The sequence below is a fragment of the Janthinobacterium sp. B9-8 genome (assembly GCF_000969645.2).
Lineage (GTDB): Bacteria > Pseudomonadota > Gammaproteobacteria > Burkholderiales > Chitinibacteraceae > Iodobacter.
Window position 1 is genome coordinate 3,790,986 of the sequence record NZ_CP014222.1, and the last position, 15,650, is coordinate 3,806,635.

Here is a 15,650-nt window from a genome sequence, read left to right on the forward strand (position 1 = left end):
GTGCAATAAAATGCCTCGCAGCCTGTCGGACTTAAGCGATCGTAGCGAGGGAAAGACCGGTTTGAGACAGACTTCATGCCAGCAAGCCATACCCAGCCCACGGCTATGAATGATTACGCCTGTAAGCGCTCACATCACCTCTAACGGAAACACAAATGAAATACCCAACCCGGCATTACTCATTACTGTTAGCAACCAAGCTGGCACTTGCGTGCTTAGGCGGAGCCACGCTGACCAGCGTTGCCTATGCTTCACCCTCGGCAGAGCAGGCTTATCAGCTGCCTGCGGGCTCTTTATCTGCTCAGCTTAAGCAGTTTTCGCAGCAATCGGGTATCAAGCTCAATATCGATGAAAGCTTAGTCAAGGGCTGGACAAGGCCTGCGCTGAATGGCCGCTATTCTGGCCAGCAGGGGCTGAATGCCATTCTGGCCGATACCGGCTTACAGGCCGTAGCCAACGGCAATGGTTATCAGCTCATTGCCAACACAGCCTACTTAGCCCCTATCACGGTGACCGGGGAGAAAATCAACCGCTCCATGCAGGAAACCACCACCGCCATCACCGTATTAAATGGCACGGATCTGGATAAGGGCCATGTCACATCGATTTATGAAGTAGGCAATCGCGCGCCCAACGTCAATATCAATGGCGCAGGCGGAGTGAATATCCGTGGCGTGGAAGGCACCGGCCCTGCAACAGGCGTATTCAGCTTTATCTCTGGCGCCCGCCCGCGTGTCAGCACTAGTGTGGATGGCGCTCCTGAAACGTGGTCCGGCCAGCAATATGTAGACTTCGGCATGTGGGATGTAGAGCAGGTAGAGATTTTGCGCGGGCCCCAATCAACCACCCAAGGCCGTAACACCATTGGCGGGGCCGTGGTGGTAAACACTAAAAATCCTACCTCCAGCTGGGAAGGCGCAGTGCGCGCTGGCTATGAAAACGAAGCAGGCAGAACGCTGGGTGCTGCCATGATTTCCGGCCCTATCGTGCAAGATGAATTGGCATTCCGCCTTGCTGCCGAAGGTATCAAAGGCAAGGGTTTTGTTGAATATCCCGGCGTGTGGCCATGGGACCCATCGGATTTCAAACGCCAGAATATCCGCGCCAAATTGCTTTGGACGCCAAGTAATATGCCTGATTTTTCGGCCAAGCTCACCGTATCCCAGCGGGATCAGGAAGGCGAATTCTTAAACCGGATTAATAGCGCCAACCATTCAGACCGCACTTATTCCAAGCTGAATTCCAGAGTAAACACCCGCACGCAAGATTCATCCAAAACCACGGCCAATGTCGATCTTGAATACAAAATATCAGACAGCTTAAACAGCCATATGCTCTATAGCCGTGGCAAATACCGCGCTTCATTTAAAGAAACCGGCGCTGATCGCTTCCAGCTGCAAATGGATGAAAACAGCAATACGCTGGAATCCCGCTTGGTTTACGACCCACAAGGCGGCAGCGTAACGGCACTGGCAGGGCTTTACTACTACGACCGCCATCAGGATTTGAACGCCAGCCCATATAACAGTGGCTTTTTTGGCACCGATAAAGTCGACACCCTCGCTTTTTTTGGTGAATCCACTATTGCTCTGAACAGCAGTTTTGATCTAAATATAGGCGGGCGTATCGAGCGTGAAAGCCAGAAACGCAATGTTTTAGGATGGCCTGGCACCCCCAATGAAGCACTGATCAAAACCGATATCACCGAAACCATGTTTTTGCCTAAAGTCGGCGTGATTTACAAAGCCACACCCGAAACATCATTCGGCCTGACCTATCGCGAGGGCTATACCCCGGGCGCAGGCAGCATTAATTATGACGACAACAAGTTTTATGAATATGGCAAAGAAGAAGTCAGCACGATTGAGCTAAGCAGCCGTTCCAGCTTCCTTGATAAACGCCTGACCTTAAACACCAATCTGTTTTACAACCGCTATAAAGACTACCAAGCTTTACTCAATAACTACTTTACCAATATTCCTAAGGCAGAAAGCTATGGTGTAGAAGTCAGCGCTGACGCCAGCGTTAATTCCTCGCTCAAGCTCTTTGCATCTTTAGGCTTATTGAGCACCAAAATCACCGAAAGCAATCTGCGCAGCACCTCAGTTGATGGAAACCGCTTTGGCTACGCAGCCCCTGTGTCTGCCAGCTTCGGCTTTAAGCAACAATTTGACTTAGGCTTCTTTATCAATGGCGATATCAGCCATACAGGTGAATATTATTCTGACCTAAACAACTCAGAAACCCTGAAAGCAGGCGATTACACGCTGGCCAATTTGCAAATTGGCTACGACAAAGGCAATTACGCAGTACGCGCCTACGTTAAAAACCTCTTCAATAGCGATGTTATTTATCGTAAAGGAAGCCGCAATAACGAAGCAGACGCCGGTGCACCACGCACGGTAGGCGTCACGGTTGATTACCGCTTCTAAAAAAACAAAACGTCCACCTGTTTGCAGGTGGACGTTTTTTTACAGCTCGGTTTCATGTTTTTTTAAGGCTTCGCTAACAAAGCCCACCATGCCGCCAGCGTAGCTTGCTCGGCAAGCTGGGTGAAGCTTAGCTCTACACCCGCCCTTCTCCAGCTCTCTTGCAAACTCATTACCCGAATCGAATCCAGCCCCCAATCGATCAGATTGTCATCATCGTGCAAATCAGATGCGGGGATTTGCAAGCTGGTGGCGATGATTTTGCGCAGCTCGTCAATCGAGGCAGGCAGGCTGCCGCCTTGTAATTGCTGGATTAAAGCAGCGGTGGAGGTGGTGTAGCCACAGCGCTGAGCCACGTAATCCAGCGCCATTTGATGCTCTTTGGCAGAGAAATCAGCCAGCGCATCGCCCACAAAGAAGGCTTGGATATCGTTCATAAAAGCATCGCAAGCGGTCATCATGCAGCCGATATGCGCGTAAACACCGCAAATAATCAGCTGATCGCGTCCCTGGCTGCGCATGGTTTCCAGCAAATTAGAGCGCTGAAACGCGCTATAGCGCCATTTAGGCAGCACGGTATCTTGTGGCTGCGGAGCAAGCTCAGCCAGAATGCCTTTGCGTGCGGGCTGGGCCACGAGGCCCGCTCCCCACATATCTTGCAATAGTCCGCGCTCTTCCAAGGTCTGATCCGGCGTTTGCGCGGTATACACCACGGGAATACTTAGCTTTGCTGCCAGATCCAGAATGCGTCTTGTATTGCTGATTAATTCAGGAATAGGCGCGGCAGATTTATCGTAAAAATCAACAAAGTAATCCTGCATATCGTGGATCAGCAGCACAGCGCGTTTTGCATCTGGCTGCCAGCTCACACGGTTTGCAGGAAACTCGGTAGGCATTGGGTAAGTACTGATTTTTGGGATAGCCATATAGATTCTTTTAAGTGTTTAAATTTAAAGGTCAGTAACGATGCGTAGGGCGGATGAAACCCGCGTATTTTTCAGCATCGCTCGCGGGTTTCACCCGACCTACGACGGCACTAGCAGCCGCTGCTCTATTATTTGTCGCAAGATTTTTTTGCTGACTTTGCCCACGCCGGTTTTAGGGAAGGCGTCGATAAACTCGATCCGGTCGGGGATTTTGTAAGCGGCGATGCCTAGTTTTCTCAGATAGGCATTCAGCTCCACAGCCCGCAAGCTGGCGTCACGACGAATCACAAAGGCGCAGCTTTTTTCACCCAGAAAAGCATCCGGCATGGCCACAATCGCCACGTCGGCCACGCCCTGATGAGCCAGCAATAGATGCTCCACTTCTTCGGCAGAGATTTTTTCACCGCCACGGTTAATCTGATCTTTTGCCCGGCCTTCCACCACCAGATAGCCCTCAGCGGTCTGCCTGACTAAATCGCCGGTACGGTAAAAACCATCGGCTGTAAAGCTACGGGCATTGTGCTCGGCAGCGCGGTAATACCCGTGAATGGTGTAAGGGCCACGCGTTAGCAAATGCCCTACTTCGCCTACTGGCAAGGGCTGATCTTCATCGTCCACCACGCGAATTTCATCGTCTGGCGAAATCGGCCTGCCTTGCGAGTGCAAAACCAGCGCGTCGCTATCGTCGTAGCGCGTGTAATTCACAAGGCCCTCGGCCATGCCAAACACCTGCTGCAAGGTGCAGCCCAGCTCACGCACCAGGCGGGCGGCCATCTCGCTATTAAAACGAGCACCACCGACCTGCACTACTTTCAGGCTGGATAAATCGGCTTGCAAGCTTGCCGCGGCATCCAGCCATATGGGCACCAAAGGCGGTACCAAGGCGCTGATCGAAACTTGCTCTGCGGCAATCAGGGGGAAAACATGATCAGGGCTGGAATTACTGCTCAGCACCACCGTGCCACCCGCGTAGAAAACACCTAATGAGCCGGGCGAGCTCAGTGCAAAATTATGCCCAGCTGGCAATACGCAGAGATAAACGCTTTCCGGGCTAAGCTGGCAGATTTCTGCACTGCCCCGTAGGCTGTAAATATAGTCATCGTGGGTGCGCGGAATCAGCTTAGGCGTGCCCGTGCTGCCACCCGATAGCTGGAAAAACGCGACATCCGAAGCCTTAGGCGGTGCTGGCAACGGGCCAGCAGCTAAATCATGCAAAGCCGTAAATGGCCCTGCATCACCCAGCACCAAAACATGCTGCAAGCTTGGCGACACGGCTTTTACTTCGCTGGCCAGATTGCGGTAATCAAAGCCGCCATGCTGATCAGCAATGATATAAGCCACCGCTTCGGCATGCTGGCAGAAATAGCTGATTTCTAATTTGCGATGTGCTGGCAGGGCAAAGACCGGCAAAGCGCCAATCCTGAACAAGGCAAAAATCACCGAAAAAAACTCGGCGCAATTAGGCAGTTGCACCACCACCCTATCTTTTGGCCCTATGCCCAGCGCACTAAACCCTTTGGCAAGGTAATCTGCCTCTGCGGCCAGATCACGGTAGCTCCAGCGGGTTTGCCCGCTCACGACCGCCAGCCGCTCGCCATATTGCTCTACCCGCTCATCCAGCAAGGCGTTAAAGGTTTGGCCACGCCAATAACCCTTGCGGCGATACTCCGCCGCCAGAGCTTCGGGCCATGGCGTGCAATGTGCTAAAAAATCACTCATCGAACTACTCCTGCATGCACAAGACCCATGGCATTGAACGTGGTGCTAAATTTAACCGACATTCCTGCCAGCGCGCTTTGCAGCGAAGAGTCACTCATCACACCGCCCCGGCATGCACAAGGCCCATAGCATTCAGCATGGTACGGAATTTAGCCGACGTTTCTGCCAGCTCGCTTTGCGGCGACGAGTCAGCCACGATGCCGGCTCCGGCAAACAGGCGCAAAGATTTACCCACCACTTCAGCGCAGCGGATCGTCACAACCCACTCGCCATCACCGTTGGCATCGCACCAGCCCAGCATGCCGGTGTAAAAGCCGCGATCAAATGGCTCGATCTGCGAGATCAGATCTCGGGCGCTGCGCTTAGGATGGCCGCACACTGCCGGTGTAGGGTGCAGGGCAGAAGCCAGCATCAGCGAAGTAGTGGCTTCATCAATCAGCTCGCCGCTGATTTCGGTGGATAAGTGCCACATCGTTTCGGTATGTAGCAGCACAGGCCGCTCCGGCACATTCAGTGTGCGGCAAAATGGCCGCAAACCGGCCGCAACCGCATCCACCACCACCGCGTGCTCGTGCAAATCTTTAGCTGACTGAAGCAGCGCCTCGCCACGCTCTCGATCAATTTTAGGATCGGGGCTGCGGGCGGCAGAGCCTGCCAGCGGATTAGAAAACACCAGCTTGCCCTGCTTGCGTACTAATAGCTCGGGGCTGGCACCAATCAAGATGCGCGGCGTGGCTTCTTTTTCAGCGGCAGAAAGGTTCACAGCAAAGGTGTAACCATGTGCATTGCGCTGCGCCAGCGTCACCAGTAATTTGGGAATATCTACCGCTTGTTCAGCCGTTAAATCCAGCGCACGGGCCAGCACAACCTTATCCAGATCCTTATTTTGCAAATGACTGACCGCCAGCGCCACGCCATCGGCATAAACCTGTGGCTCCGGCAGCGATTGAATAGTGCACGGCACGGCTTGCGGCTTAGGCTGCGCCAGACTTTGCGGCAAAGGCCCTGCCCGTAATACGCTGCGTGGGATACTGAGGCAAGCTGGCTTTTGCCCATCAAAAGGAATCGCCCCCACCACCACCGGATCAAAATGCCCTGTGGCTTTAGCTTGCTTTAAAGCAAGGCTTACCGATTCATTCAGAGCTTCTAAACTATCGGCCGTGGGCACGGTGGCATAGTGGCCTTGTGCCAGCAAAGTTTGCCGGGAGCTGGCAAAAAATAAGGCTGAATCTGTTTGGTAGCCCGAGAGTAAATATTGAGCCTGCGTGCGCAATTCACCGCGAAAAAGATCGTTCATAAGCGAGTTCCTCTTGTTCAAAGTGGAATAGGCAAAGTAGTTAAAATCTATAAAACCATTCCTGCACTAGATTTCCTAATCACCACGAAATACCAGACCACGAAGCAAAATAGATTTAATAAGCCAACAAAAACGAATGATAATGAGTATCATTAGCGAGATTGGCGAGAGTATGTCATAAGCAAGATGAGTAAGCAATGCTCATGAAGTCACTCGATATTGGCTGTCTTTTATTGCAAGAAAAAGCCAGCAGGCTGACAAATTAAAGAAGGAAAAAAGCGCAGCCTCTCGTTAAGAAGCTGCGCTTTTATAAAAATCAGCAGGCGCTTAAAAAATAAGCTAGGCCTGAAGCCTCAACGGCTATACATCAACTCATTAAAACGGGCTCGCCAGTTGAAAGCCTGTTGAGCTATAGATTTCGAGCAACCACGAAATACCAATCCCCGCCAGCAACAGACCAATCACCAGCTTTAGCTTAACTTCAGGAATGCTTTGCAAGCGCTTATGCAGCAATAGTGCCAGCAGAGTCACAATGGCAATCCCCGTAAAAGCGCCACCCAACACGGCAGGCCAATCTCCGCTTATTGCCGCTACCGGAAAAACCACCAGCAAAATTTCAGTCGCTTCAATCACCGCACTTTTAGTCATCACCAGAAAAACAAAGGGGGAAAAGGCGAGGGGAATCAAAGATTCAGGCGTGATGCCTACTTTGCCCAAGGGGTTACTCACCCAGCGCGGCCGCTGATTAAGCATCTGCCTTTTAGCTGACTTAAAAGCCCAATACAGCCCCATCGTGGTGAGCAATAATGCAGCAATCAACCTTAGCCAATCCACGGAGATCGCCGTGTGCGCAGGCAATAGAAAAAACGCCGCAATAAATACCAGCAGATGGCCAAAAATCACCGCAAAAACCGCCTCCCGTGGATGCCCCGCCCGGATAATGGCGTAGGCAATCACCACTGTTTCAAAGAACTCCACTGATGTACCAGTAAGGGCGGCAATAAAAGGCTGAAACATGGACAACTCCCAGATTTAGATCATAAGAAGTACATCAATCAAAGAAACAAACCCTTCACCCACCCTAAGATAATTCAATGCTTACAAGTCAAGCAGAAACCAACTCAAAAAAAACGCCCCTGCATTGCAGAGGCACTTCTAGGGGGAGAATAATTCTAAATAGCGTGAGGCTCAACAATGAGAATAAATATCATTACTAATAATGCCATAAGCAAGCCCCGCCATGCAAGATTAATGTAAGTTTAATCAAGCCAGCATTAAGCGCGATTTGTCATCTAAATTGCTGAAAAACACAGACACCAAGACGCAAAAAAACCGGCTGACTCCTATGCCTGAGCCAGCCGGTTTTGCGATAAAACGAATCAGCCTAAAAGCAAGGCATCATCGTCGATTTTCTCTCCGCGAGTTTTTTCAAACATCGCCAGTAAATCACCTACTTCCATCGTGTGGCGCTCGTCTCCTGCCACATCCAGCACCACCTGCCCCTGATGCAACATAATCGTGCGATGGCCGTGATCAAGCGCTTGGCGCATGGAGTGCGTCACCATTAATGCAGTTAAGTTGTTTTCTTTTACGATGCGGTTTGTCAGCTGCAACACAAAAGCCGCCGTTTTAGGATCAAGCGCAGCGGTGTGCTCATCCAGCAGCAACAAACGCGATGGCTGTAAGGATGCCATTAACAGGCTCACCGCCTGCCTTTGCCCGCCGGAGAGCAAATCCATCCTATCCCCCAGCCTGTTTTCCAAGCCCAACTCTAAGGTAGCCAGCTTTTCACGGAAAATCGCCCTCTGCTCGTTTTTGACCGCTCGGCCAAAGCCACGCTTTTTGCCGCGCTGCCAAGCCAAGGCCATGTTTTCTTCAATGCTCAGCCCTTCGCATGTGCCTGCCATCGGGTCTTGAAACACCCGCGCCACCATGCCAGCACGCTGCCATGCCGACTGCCTTGTGACATCTTGCCCATCGATATGAATGCTGCCGCTATCCATTTGCAAATCGCCGGAAATCGCATTCAGAAAAGTCGATTTACCTGCGCCATTACTGCCGATCACGGTAATAAACTGGCCGGATTCAATGGTGAGCGATAGCCCACGTAAAACCAGATTCTCAATCGGTGTACCGGGGTTAAAGGTTTTGTATAAATCACGGACTTCCATCATGATTTTTTCCCCTTTTTACGAAACAACTTAGCCTTCAGCTTAGGCAAGACCAGTGCCACCCCAACCAGCACGGCAGTAATTAAGTTTAAATCCTGTGCCTTTAAGCCAATAAAATCAGCATTAAGCGCCAATGCAATCAGCAGGCGATACAGCAATGCACCCAACACAGTCGCCAGCGTAATCACCCATAGGCTGCGTGATGGCAGCAACGTTTCACCGATAATCACCGCTGCCAAACCCACCACAATCGTACCTACACCCATCGACACATCCGCACCGCCCTGCGTTTGCACATACAGCGCACCGGCAAAGGCAATCAAGGCATTCGATAAGGCCATGCCAATCAGAATCATCCGGTCAGTAGCAATGCCCTGAGCACGCGCCATACGAGGATTAGCCCCAGTGGCACGCATCGCCAGGCCTGCTTGCGAAGCAAAGAAGACATCCAAGCCCAGCTTAGCCAGCACGATAATCACGGCTAGCACCGCGGGCTGTACCAGCCAGCCACGCTCAAATTGTTCACCAATAAAGGGTGAGAACACCGTTGGAGCGCCAATCAGCGGTAAATTAGGCGCGCCCATAATGCGTAAATTAATCGAATAAAGGCCAATCATCACAAGGATACTGGCGAGTAGTTGCAAGATATTTAAGCGCACATTCAGCCACGCCGTTAGCCAGCCCGAAGCCGCCCCAGCTAATACCGCCATGGCACAGGCAAACCAGGGATCATGACCACCGGCAATTAAAGTGGCCGCCACAGCACCACCAAGGGGGAAGCTGCCATCGGCAGTTAAATCGGGGAAATTCAGCAGGCGAAAAGAAATCAGCACCCCAAGCGCCACCAGCGCAAAGATCAAACCAATTTCCAATGCGCCCATTAAGGCAATGGGAGTCATAAGTATTCCAGGGGGTGAACATCAAAAACATTACAAAAAGTCTGTAGACACAGAGAGCCCAGAGGGCACGGAGCACACAGAGAAATACAAAGCTAGGCATTGTCTTCCTCTATGTGCTCTGTGTTCTCATTTAGCTCTGTCTCTACAGACCTTTTTGTGATTAATACAGAAGAGCTTACTTCACTACTTCTTTAGCTTCTTTTAGCAGTGCTGCAGACAGCGTTACACCTTGTTTCTTGGCGGCCGTGGTGTTGACCATCAGCTCTTGCTTAGAGCCTACTTCAGGTGCGATATCGCCGGCTTTTTCACCTTTCAGAATACGCACCACCATCTTGCCGGTCTGGCGGCCTAGGTCGTAGTAGCTCATGCCCATCGCCGCAATCGCGCCGCGTTTAACCAAGCTGGCATCGCCCGAGATCAAAGGAATCTGCGCCTGTTGTGCCACGCCAACTAAAGACTCGTAGCTAGACACCACGTTATTGTCGGTATTGGTGTAAATCGCATCCACCTTGCCCACCAAGCTTTTTGCTGCTGTAGAGATATCCACCGTGCGTGCTGCTGGTGCTTCTACCAAAGTCATGCCGCGTTTAGCCAACTCAGCTTTTAATTCTTTAGCCACGATGGTGGAATTCACTTCACCTGGGCTATACACCATGCCGATACGCTTGGCAGTCGGTTTTACTTTGAGGATTAAATCAATTTGCGGGGATAATTGCAGCATATCGGATACGCCGGTCACATTATCGTTGCCCGTCTTCCAGCTTTTAACCAGCTTGGCCGCCACCGGATCAGTTACTGCCGTAAACACCACAGGAATGCTGCGTGTTGCAGCCACAACGGCCTGTGCGCTTGGGGTGGCGATCGCCACGATCACGTCAGGCTGATCGCCCACAAACTTACGTGCAATTTGAGCGGCAGTGGCGGTATTACCTTGAGCGCTTTGAAATTGATATTTGATTTGCTTGCCCGGCTCAAAGCCCGCTGCTTTTAATTCATCTTCTACCCCTTTGCGTGCCGCATCTAATGCAGGGTGATCAACAATCGCCGTTACTGCTACTGATTTCATTTCCGCAGCGCCCGCAGTAAACGACAAGCTAACAAGTGCGGCTAAAAGAGTAGGTTTAAATAATTTAAGCATCGGGCAAATCCTTATTTCAAAGTGATTTTGAAGCTTGGGGGAAAGAAAATCTCGAATTTTTTAAGTAAAAAATAAGTTTGCTTACTTATCCAAAACAATCGTTTTATTTTTTCATTTGAATGACAAACAAATAGCTAAGCCACTGCTTTAGCTTGCAAATCATACTAAATAAAATACCAATAAGATAAACACAATAAGCTTTAGTTGCGCCAAAGATAATAGAGGGAAGTCTGCATAGGATACAAAACGGGGATATCCCTAATAGAGGGTGTTTTCTTTAGTGCAGATTGAGACAAACGGGAGTCAAACGGGCTGTGGATAACTTTGTGGGTAAGATATCAACTAAGCCTTAATTAAGACGATTTAAAGCGATGAATCCGGCCTTGGCGGCAACAAAGAAATAGTGCTAAGAGCCAAGCCAGATACCATTTAGCGGAAAAAAACGCGATGAGAAATTATATTTATAAAAACCAGCCACAAGCACAGCTCTGCCTGTGTGTAAAGGCTTAGAGCACACTTTGATATACCGCAAAAAACCAGCACTTAAGATGTCAACAGCACTACAGGTTTTAATAAATTTTAAGGAAACAGCGGGTTAGCAAGAAAGATGTCTATCAGACTAGTTCACAGAAATGACATTATCCAGCAATATATTTGAAGGATATCTTTGTAAGCTGAGGAACGGTTAAATGCCTTGCTCACACTTGTATTTTGACCTTCTTATACCTCTTTTCAAAAAAACAAAGCGGAAAACCCTGAGGTTTTCCGCCTGTAAATTCAGGGCATTAGCAGCAGAGCGAGGCCAGCCAATGTGGCTGGCTAGCACTCACCCTTCTTGCATCCTGATGCCTGACAGTTTAAAGCACGTAGCGCGCTAAATCTTCGTCTGCGGCAATGCCACCTAATTTGCTGCTTACGAATTCTGCATCCACCACAATCTTGCCGCTTTTTGCATCAAAGGAAATTTCTTCCAGCAAACGCTCCATCACGGTATACAAACGGCGCGCGCCAATATTCTCGGTGCTTTCGTTCACCTGCCAGGCAATTTCAGCCATGCGCTTTACACCGGCATCGGTGAAATCCAGCTCCACCTCTTCGGTAGCGAGCAAAGCCTGATATTGCTTCACAAGGCAGGCATCGGTGCCAGTCAGAATGCTGGCAAAATCACCAACGGTGAGTGAATTCAGCTCAACCCGAATCGGAAAACGCCCTTGCAACTCGGGAATTAAATCCGAAGGCTTGGCTAAGTGGAAAGCACCGCTGGCAATAAACAGAATATGGTCGGTCTTCACCATACCGTATTTGGTGGTAACGGTTGTGCCCTCTACCAGTGGCAGTAAATCGCGCTGCACACCCTGACGGCTGACTTCACCGCTACCTGCCTCGGCACGGCTGGTGACCTTATCAATCTCGTCGATAAACACAATACCGTTTTGCTCAACTGCTTGCAGTGCTTCGGTTTTGGCGTCTTCTTCATTCACCAACTTGCCGGCTTCTTCCTCGGTAAGCAACTTCATCGCCTCAGCCACTTTCAGCTTTTGTGCTTTCTTTTTATCCGAGAACGCACCTTTAAACATTTGCTGGATCTGGCTGGAGAAGTCTTCCATTCCCGGCGGGCTCATTACTTCCATCGTTGGCATGCTGGCTGCCACTTCGATTTCGATGTCTTTATCATCAAATTTGCCTTCACGCAGCATTTTGCGGAATTTCTGGCGGGTATCTGATTCATCGTTGCCACCGGGTGGCAAGAGTACATCCAGCACCCGCTCTTCGGCGGCATCGGTAGCACGGGTACGATTGCGGCTAATGGCTTTATCCCGTACCTGCTTTACGGCAACTTCTACTAAATCACGAATAATGCTGTCTACATCTTTACCGACATAACCCACTTCGGTGAATTTGGTCGCTTCTACTTTAATAAAGGGTGCGTCAGATAGTTTGGCAAGGCGGCGGGCAATTTCAGTCTTACCCACGCCGGTTGGCCCAATCATCAAAATATTTTTGGGTGTGATTTCACTACGCAGCGGCTCTGCCACCTGCTGCCTGCGCCAACGATTACGCAGCGCAATCGCTACCGATTTCTTGGCCGCAGCTTGGCCAACAATATGCTTATCTAGCTCGTGAACGATTTCTTGCGGCGTCATATGACTCATGGTCAATCCTTAACAATATATAAAAAGCAGATGGCGGCACTCTCGCTAAATTTAAAGCCTGATACACACATATTTCATCTCTTTATGCCTTAGTTGGCCCCCTAAAACCACGGGTAATTAATACATAAAATCATAAGCACTTGCATACAAATCAACTAGATAAGTTCTACACTAGCTATATATAAGCCTTACGCAGAGAGAAATATGAGCAATAGCGTAGATGATGATTGGTTAGATGAAGACACTACGGATGAATCCACCCGTGATCACAAAGATTGCTGGACGATCTTGGTAGTGGATGATGAGCCAGATATTCACCATGTCACGCGGCTTGCTCTGGCCAATATCGAATTTCTAGGCAAGCGTTTAGAAATCTTGTCTTGCTACTCTGGCGCAGAAAGTCTGGAACTACTCAGTACCCGCCAAGATATCGCTCTCGTATTACTTGATGTAGTGATGGAGCAGGAAGATTCCGGCCTGCAAGTAGCCCATGCCATCCGCGAAACCCTAGGCAATCATCAGATCCGTATTATTTTACGCACAGGCCAGCCCGGCGTTGCCCCGGAACGGCGAGTAATTGAAAGCTATGATATTAATGATTACAAAGCTAAAACCGAACTCACCCGCGATAAGCTCTACACCGCTATTCTGGGCACTTTGCGCTCTTATAAAGACATTATGCAGCTGGAACATCAGCGCCAGATGCTGGCCGCCAATCGCCGGGGTTTAATAAAAGTAATTGAGGCTTCGGCCAGTATTTTTAAACAGCAATCGATTCAGCAATTTGCCCAAGGTGTATTAGAGCAATTGCAATCGCTACTCTTTTTTGAGCAAGAAGCTTTATATGTGGTTGTTCAGGGCGGGATGGCCGCCCTATCGCAAGATGGAGGCGTTCAAGTCATGTATGCCACCGGCGGCTATCAAGCGCTTTGCGGTAAGAAACTAGAAGTTGCACAGCTTGCCCAATTTGATGCCTCAATCAAACAAGCAATGCAAGAAAGCAGCAGTGTTTATGCACCTGATCATTTTGTCGGCTTTTTTCATACCGAACGTGGGCCGGTGAATCTGCTGATTATCGACGGCCCCGTGGCCTTATCTAACCCGGATAAAGAACTGATCGAACTATTCTGTCGTAATGTCAGCATCGCTTTCGAAAATCTAATGATGAATAGAGAAATTCAAACGCTGCGTGGGGCAGAGTAAAACCCCTGCCTGCCGTATTTAAGTACAGTCGTGGCTAAAGCCGCACCTACAGTACCTTGCTGGGATTGAGTCATCCCCTTGAGCAAAATAAATCGGCCCGATTTTTAACTCCCTGCTTTTTCAAAACCCCGATTGATCACTTTCAACGGTAGAATCATCCATTCCCTCTCACCAACCCGTAGCATGCTATGTCGAAAGATTATCTGGAAAGTATTATCAAAGCCCGTGTCTACGATGTGGCTATTGAATCCCCGCTAGAATTCGCCCCCAATCTATCCCGCCGCATTGGCAATAAAGTATTGTTTAAACGCGAAGATATGCAGCCCGTGTTCTCGTTCAAAATTCGCGGCGCATATAACAAAATGTCCAAGCTTAGCCATGCCGAGCTGGAGCGTGGCGTCGTTGCAGCATCAGCTGGCAACCATGCGCAAGGCGTAGCGATGGCTGCCCAGCATTTAAAATGCCGCGCCACCATTGTGATGCCCACAACGGCCCCTCGCATTAAGGTAGACGCCGTTACCCGCCGTGGCGCTGAAGCGGTTTTGGTGGGCGACTCTTACTCTGACTGCTATCAGCACGCGCTTAATTTATCCGAGCAAACCGGCGCTACGCTGATTCACCCCTTTGATGATCCTGATGTGATTGCCGGGCAAGGCACGGTGGCAATGGAGATTTTGCGCCAATACCCTGATCATATCGACGCGATTTTTATTCCGGTAGGCGGTGGTGGCCTTTTGGCGGGGATGGCGGCGTATATCAAGCGCCTGCGCCCGGAAATTAAAATCATTGGCGTAGAGCCAACCGATGCCAACGCCATGTATTTAAGCCTGAAGCTGGGCGAGCGCATTACGCTGCCGCAAGTCGGCATTTTTGCCGACGGCGTAGCGGTGAAACAGGTTGGTGAAGAAACCTTCCGCCTCTGCCGTGATTTTGTAGACGACGTGATTCTGGTCGATACCGACGCCATGTGCGCGGCGATTAAAGATGTATTCGAAGACAATCGCTCAATTCTAGAGCCTGCCGGTGCGCTGGCCATTGCTGGCCTGAAAGCCTGGGCGGCGCGTGAAGGCAAGCAAGACGCCACCCTGATCGCCGTGGCCTCTGGCGCAAATATGAATTTCGACCGCCTGCGTTATATTGCCGAGCAAGCCGAAATGGGCGAGCAGCGCGAAGCGATTGTGGCCGTCACTATTCCAGAGCAACGTGGTTCTTTCCGTGCTTTCTGTAAGCTGATTGGCGCGCGCAATATCACCGAGTTTAACTACCGCTATTGCACCGCAAGCGAAGCCCATGTTTTTGTAGGCTTATCGATTCAAAATCGCAGCGAAGTGATCGATTTGATTAGCGACTTAGCTACCGCAAAAATCGCTGCTGTCGATCTTACCGATAATGAACTCGCCAAGCTGCATATCCGCCATTTAGTCGGAGGCAAAGCACACAATGTACAAAACGAGCGCCTGATGCGCTTCGAGTTTCCAGAACGCCCCGGTGCACTACTTAACTTCTTGGACGGCATGAATAGTGAGTGGAATATCAGCCTATTCCACTACCGCAACCACGGTGCAGATTACGGCCGCATCTTGGTCGGCATTCAAGTGCCAGAGCAAGACAACGATGCATTTAAAGCCTTTGTGGATAAGCTGGGCTATATGCATTGGGATGAAAGTAATAACCCTGCGTATCATTTATTCCTAAGCGCATAAAAAAAAGGCCGT

At 50.2% G+C, this 15,650-nt stretch carries 11 protein-coding genes; 3 read left to right on the forward strand and 8 right to left on the reverse strand.

The features are described from left to right. Nucleotides 1–155 precede the first annotated feature (155 nt). Entirely contained in the window at nt 156–2,432 is a 2,277-nt protein-coding gene (locus VN23_RS17105) for a TonB-dependent receptor domain-containing protein (protein WP_046353656.1), read from the forward strand. A gap of 62 nt (nt 2,433–2,494) precedes the next feature. Here VN23_RS17105 and VN23_RS17110 read toward each other — a convergent pair whose 3' ends face one another. The 8 genes from VN23_RS17110 to hslU all read right to left on the reverse strand — a co-directional run bounded on the left by VN23_RS17110 (nt 2,495) and on the right by hslU (nt 12,732). Then, nucleotides 2,495–3,355: an isochorismatase family protein gene (locus VN23_RS17110; RefSeq protein WP_046353657.1), complete on the reverse strand. Its 861-nt coding sequence runs from the start codon at nt 3,353–3,355 to the stop codon at nt 2,495–2,497. Nucleotides 3,356–3,454: 99 nt separating this feature from the next. After that, nucleotides 3,455–5,074, reverse strand: a complete 1,620-nt coding sequence (locus tag VN23_RS17115; RefSeq protein WP_046353658.1) for a (2,3-dihydroxybenzoyl)adenylate synthase — start codon at nt 5,072–5,074, stop codon at nt 3,455–3,457. Nucleotides 5,075–5,171: 97 nt separating this feature from the next. Further along, nucleotides 5,172–6,371 carry an isochorismate synthase DhbC gene (gene dhbC, locus VN23_RS17120; protein ID WP_046353659.1) on the reverse strand — a complete coding sequence of 400 codons (1,200 nt, stop codon included), beginning with the start codon at nt 6,369–6,371 and terminating at the stop codon, nt 5,172–5,174. 375 nt (nt 6,372–6,746) lie between these two features. Beyond that, nucleotides 6,747–7,388, reverse strand: coding sequence for a hypothetical protein (locus VN23_RS17125; RefSeq protein WP_046353660.1), 642 nt, complete (start codon nt 7,386–7,388; stop codon nt 6,747–6,749). 362 nt (nt 7,389–7,750) lie between these two features. After that, nucleotides 7,751–8,545 (reverse strand): ABC transporter ATP-binding protein, encoded by a 795-nt coding sequence (locus VN23_RS17130; RefSeq protein WP_046353661.1) that lies wholly within the window; start codon nt 8,543–8,545, stop codon nt 7,751–7,753. Next, nucleotides 8,542–9,441 (reverse strand): ABC transporter permease, encoded by a 900-nt coding sequence (locus VN23_RS17135; RefSeq protein WP_046353662.1) that lies wholly within the window; start codon nt 9,439–9,441, stop codon nt 8,542–8,544. Before VN23_RS17135 ends, VN23_RS17130 begins: the two co-directional genes overlap by 4 nt. Before the next feature lie 175 nt (nt 9,442–9,616). Beyond that, nucleotides 9,617–10,579: an ABC transporter substrate-binding protein gene (locus VN23_RS17140; protein WP_046353663.1), complete on the reverse strand. Its 963-nt coding sequence runs from the start codon at nt 10,577–10,579 to the stop codon at nt 9,617–9,619. An 857-nt stretch (nt 10,580–11,436) separates the two neighbouring features. Beyond that, a complete protein-coding gene (hslU, locus tag VN23_RS17145) occupies nt 11,437–12,732 on the reverse strand; it encodes an ATP-dependent protease ATPase subunit HslU (RefSeq protein WP_197432945.1) in 1,296 nt (431 codons plus the stop codon). A gap of 204 nt (nt 12,733–12,936) precedes the next feature. Here hslU and VN23_RS17150 point away from each other — a divergent pair, with 204 nt between their 5' ends. Next, nucleotides 12,937–13,935 carry a DUF3369 domain-containing protein gene (locus VN23_RS17150; RefSeq protein ID WP_052746801.1) on the forward strand — a complete coding sequence of 333 codons (999 nt, stop codon included), beginning with the start codon at nt 12,937–12,939 and terminating at the stop codon, nt 13,933–13,935. 188 nt (nt 13,936–14,123) lie between these two features. Further along, nucleotides 14,124–15,638 (forward strand): threonine ammonia-lyase, biosynthetic, encoded by a 1,515-nt coding sequence (gene ilvA, locus VN23_RS17155; protein ID WP_046353664.1) that lies wholly within the window; start codon nt 14,124–14,126, stop codon nt 15,636–15,638. Nucleotides 15,639–15,650 lie beyond the last annotated feature (12 nt).

Coding starts and splice junctions, on each gene's coding strand:
- VN23_RS17125 (WP_046353660.1), bottom strand. CDS start 7,388: ATGTTTCAGCCTTTTATTGCCGCCCTTACTGGTACATCAGTGGAGTTC.
- VN23_RS17140 (WP_046353663.1), bottom strand. CDS start 10,579: ATGCTTAAATTATTTAAACCTACTCTTTTAGCCGCACTTGTTAGCTTG.
- ilvA (WP_046353664.1), top strand. CDS start 14,124: ATGTCGAAAGATTATCTGGAAAGTATTATCAAAGCCCGTGTCTACGAT.
- VN23_RS17115 (WP_046353658.1), bottom strand. CDS start 5,074: ATGAGTGATTTTTTAGCACATTGCACGCCATGGCCCGAAGCTCTGGCG.
- VN23_RS17105 (WP_046353656.1), top strand. CDS start 156: ATGAAATACCCAACCCGGCATTACTCATTACTGTTAGCAACCAAGCTG.
- dhbC (WP_046353659.1), bottom strand. CDS start 6,371: ATGAACGATCTTTTTCGCGGTGAATTGCGCACGCAGGCTCAATATTTA.
- VN23_RS17110 (WP_046353657.1), bottom strand. CDS start 3,355: ATGGCTATCCCAAAAATCAGTACTTACCCAATGCCTACCGAGTTTCCT.
- hslU (WP_197432945.1), bottom strand. CDS start 12,732: ATGAGTCATATGACGCCGCAAGAAATCGTTCACGAGCTAGATAAGCAT.
- VN23_RS17130 (WP_046353661.1), bottom strand. CDS start 8,545: ATGATGGAAGTCCGTGATTTATACAAAACCTTTAACCCCGGTACACCG.
- VN23_RS17135 (WP_046353662.1), bottom strand. CDS start 9,441: ATGACTCCCATTGCCTTAATGGGCGCATTGGAAATTGGTTTGATCTTT.
- VN23_RS17150 (WP_052746801.1), top strand. CDS start 12,937: ATGAGCAATAGCGTAGATGATGATTGGTTAGATGAAGACACTACGGAT.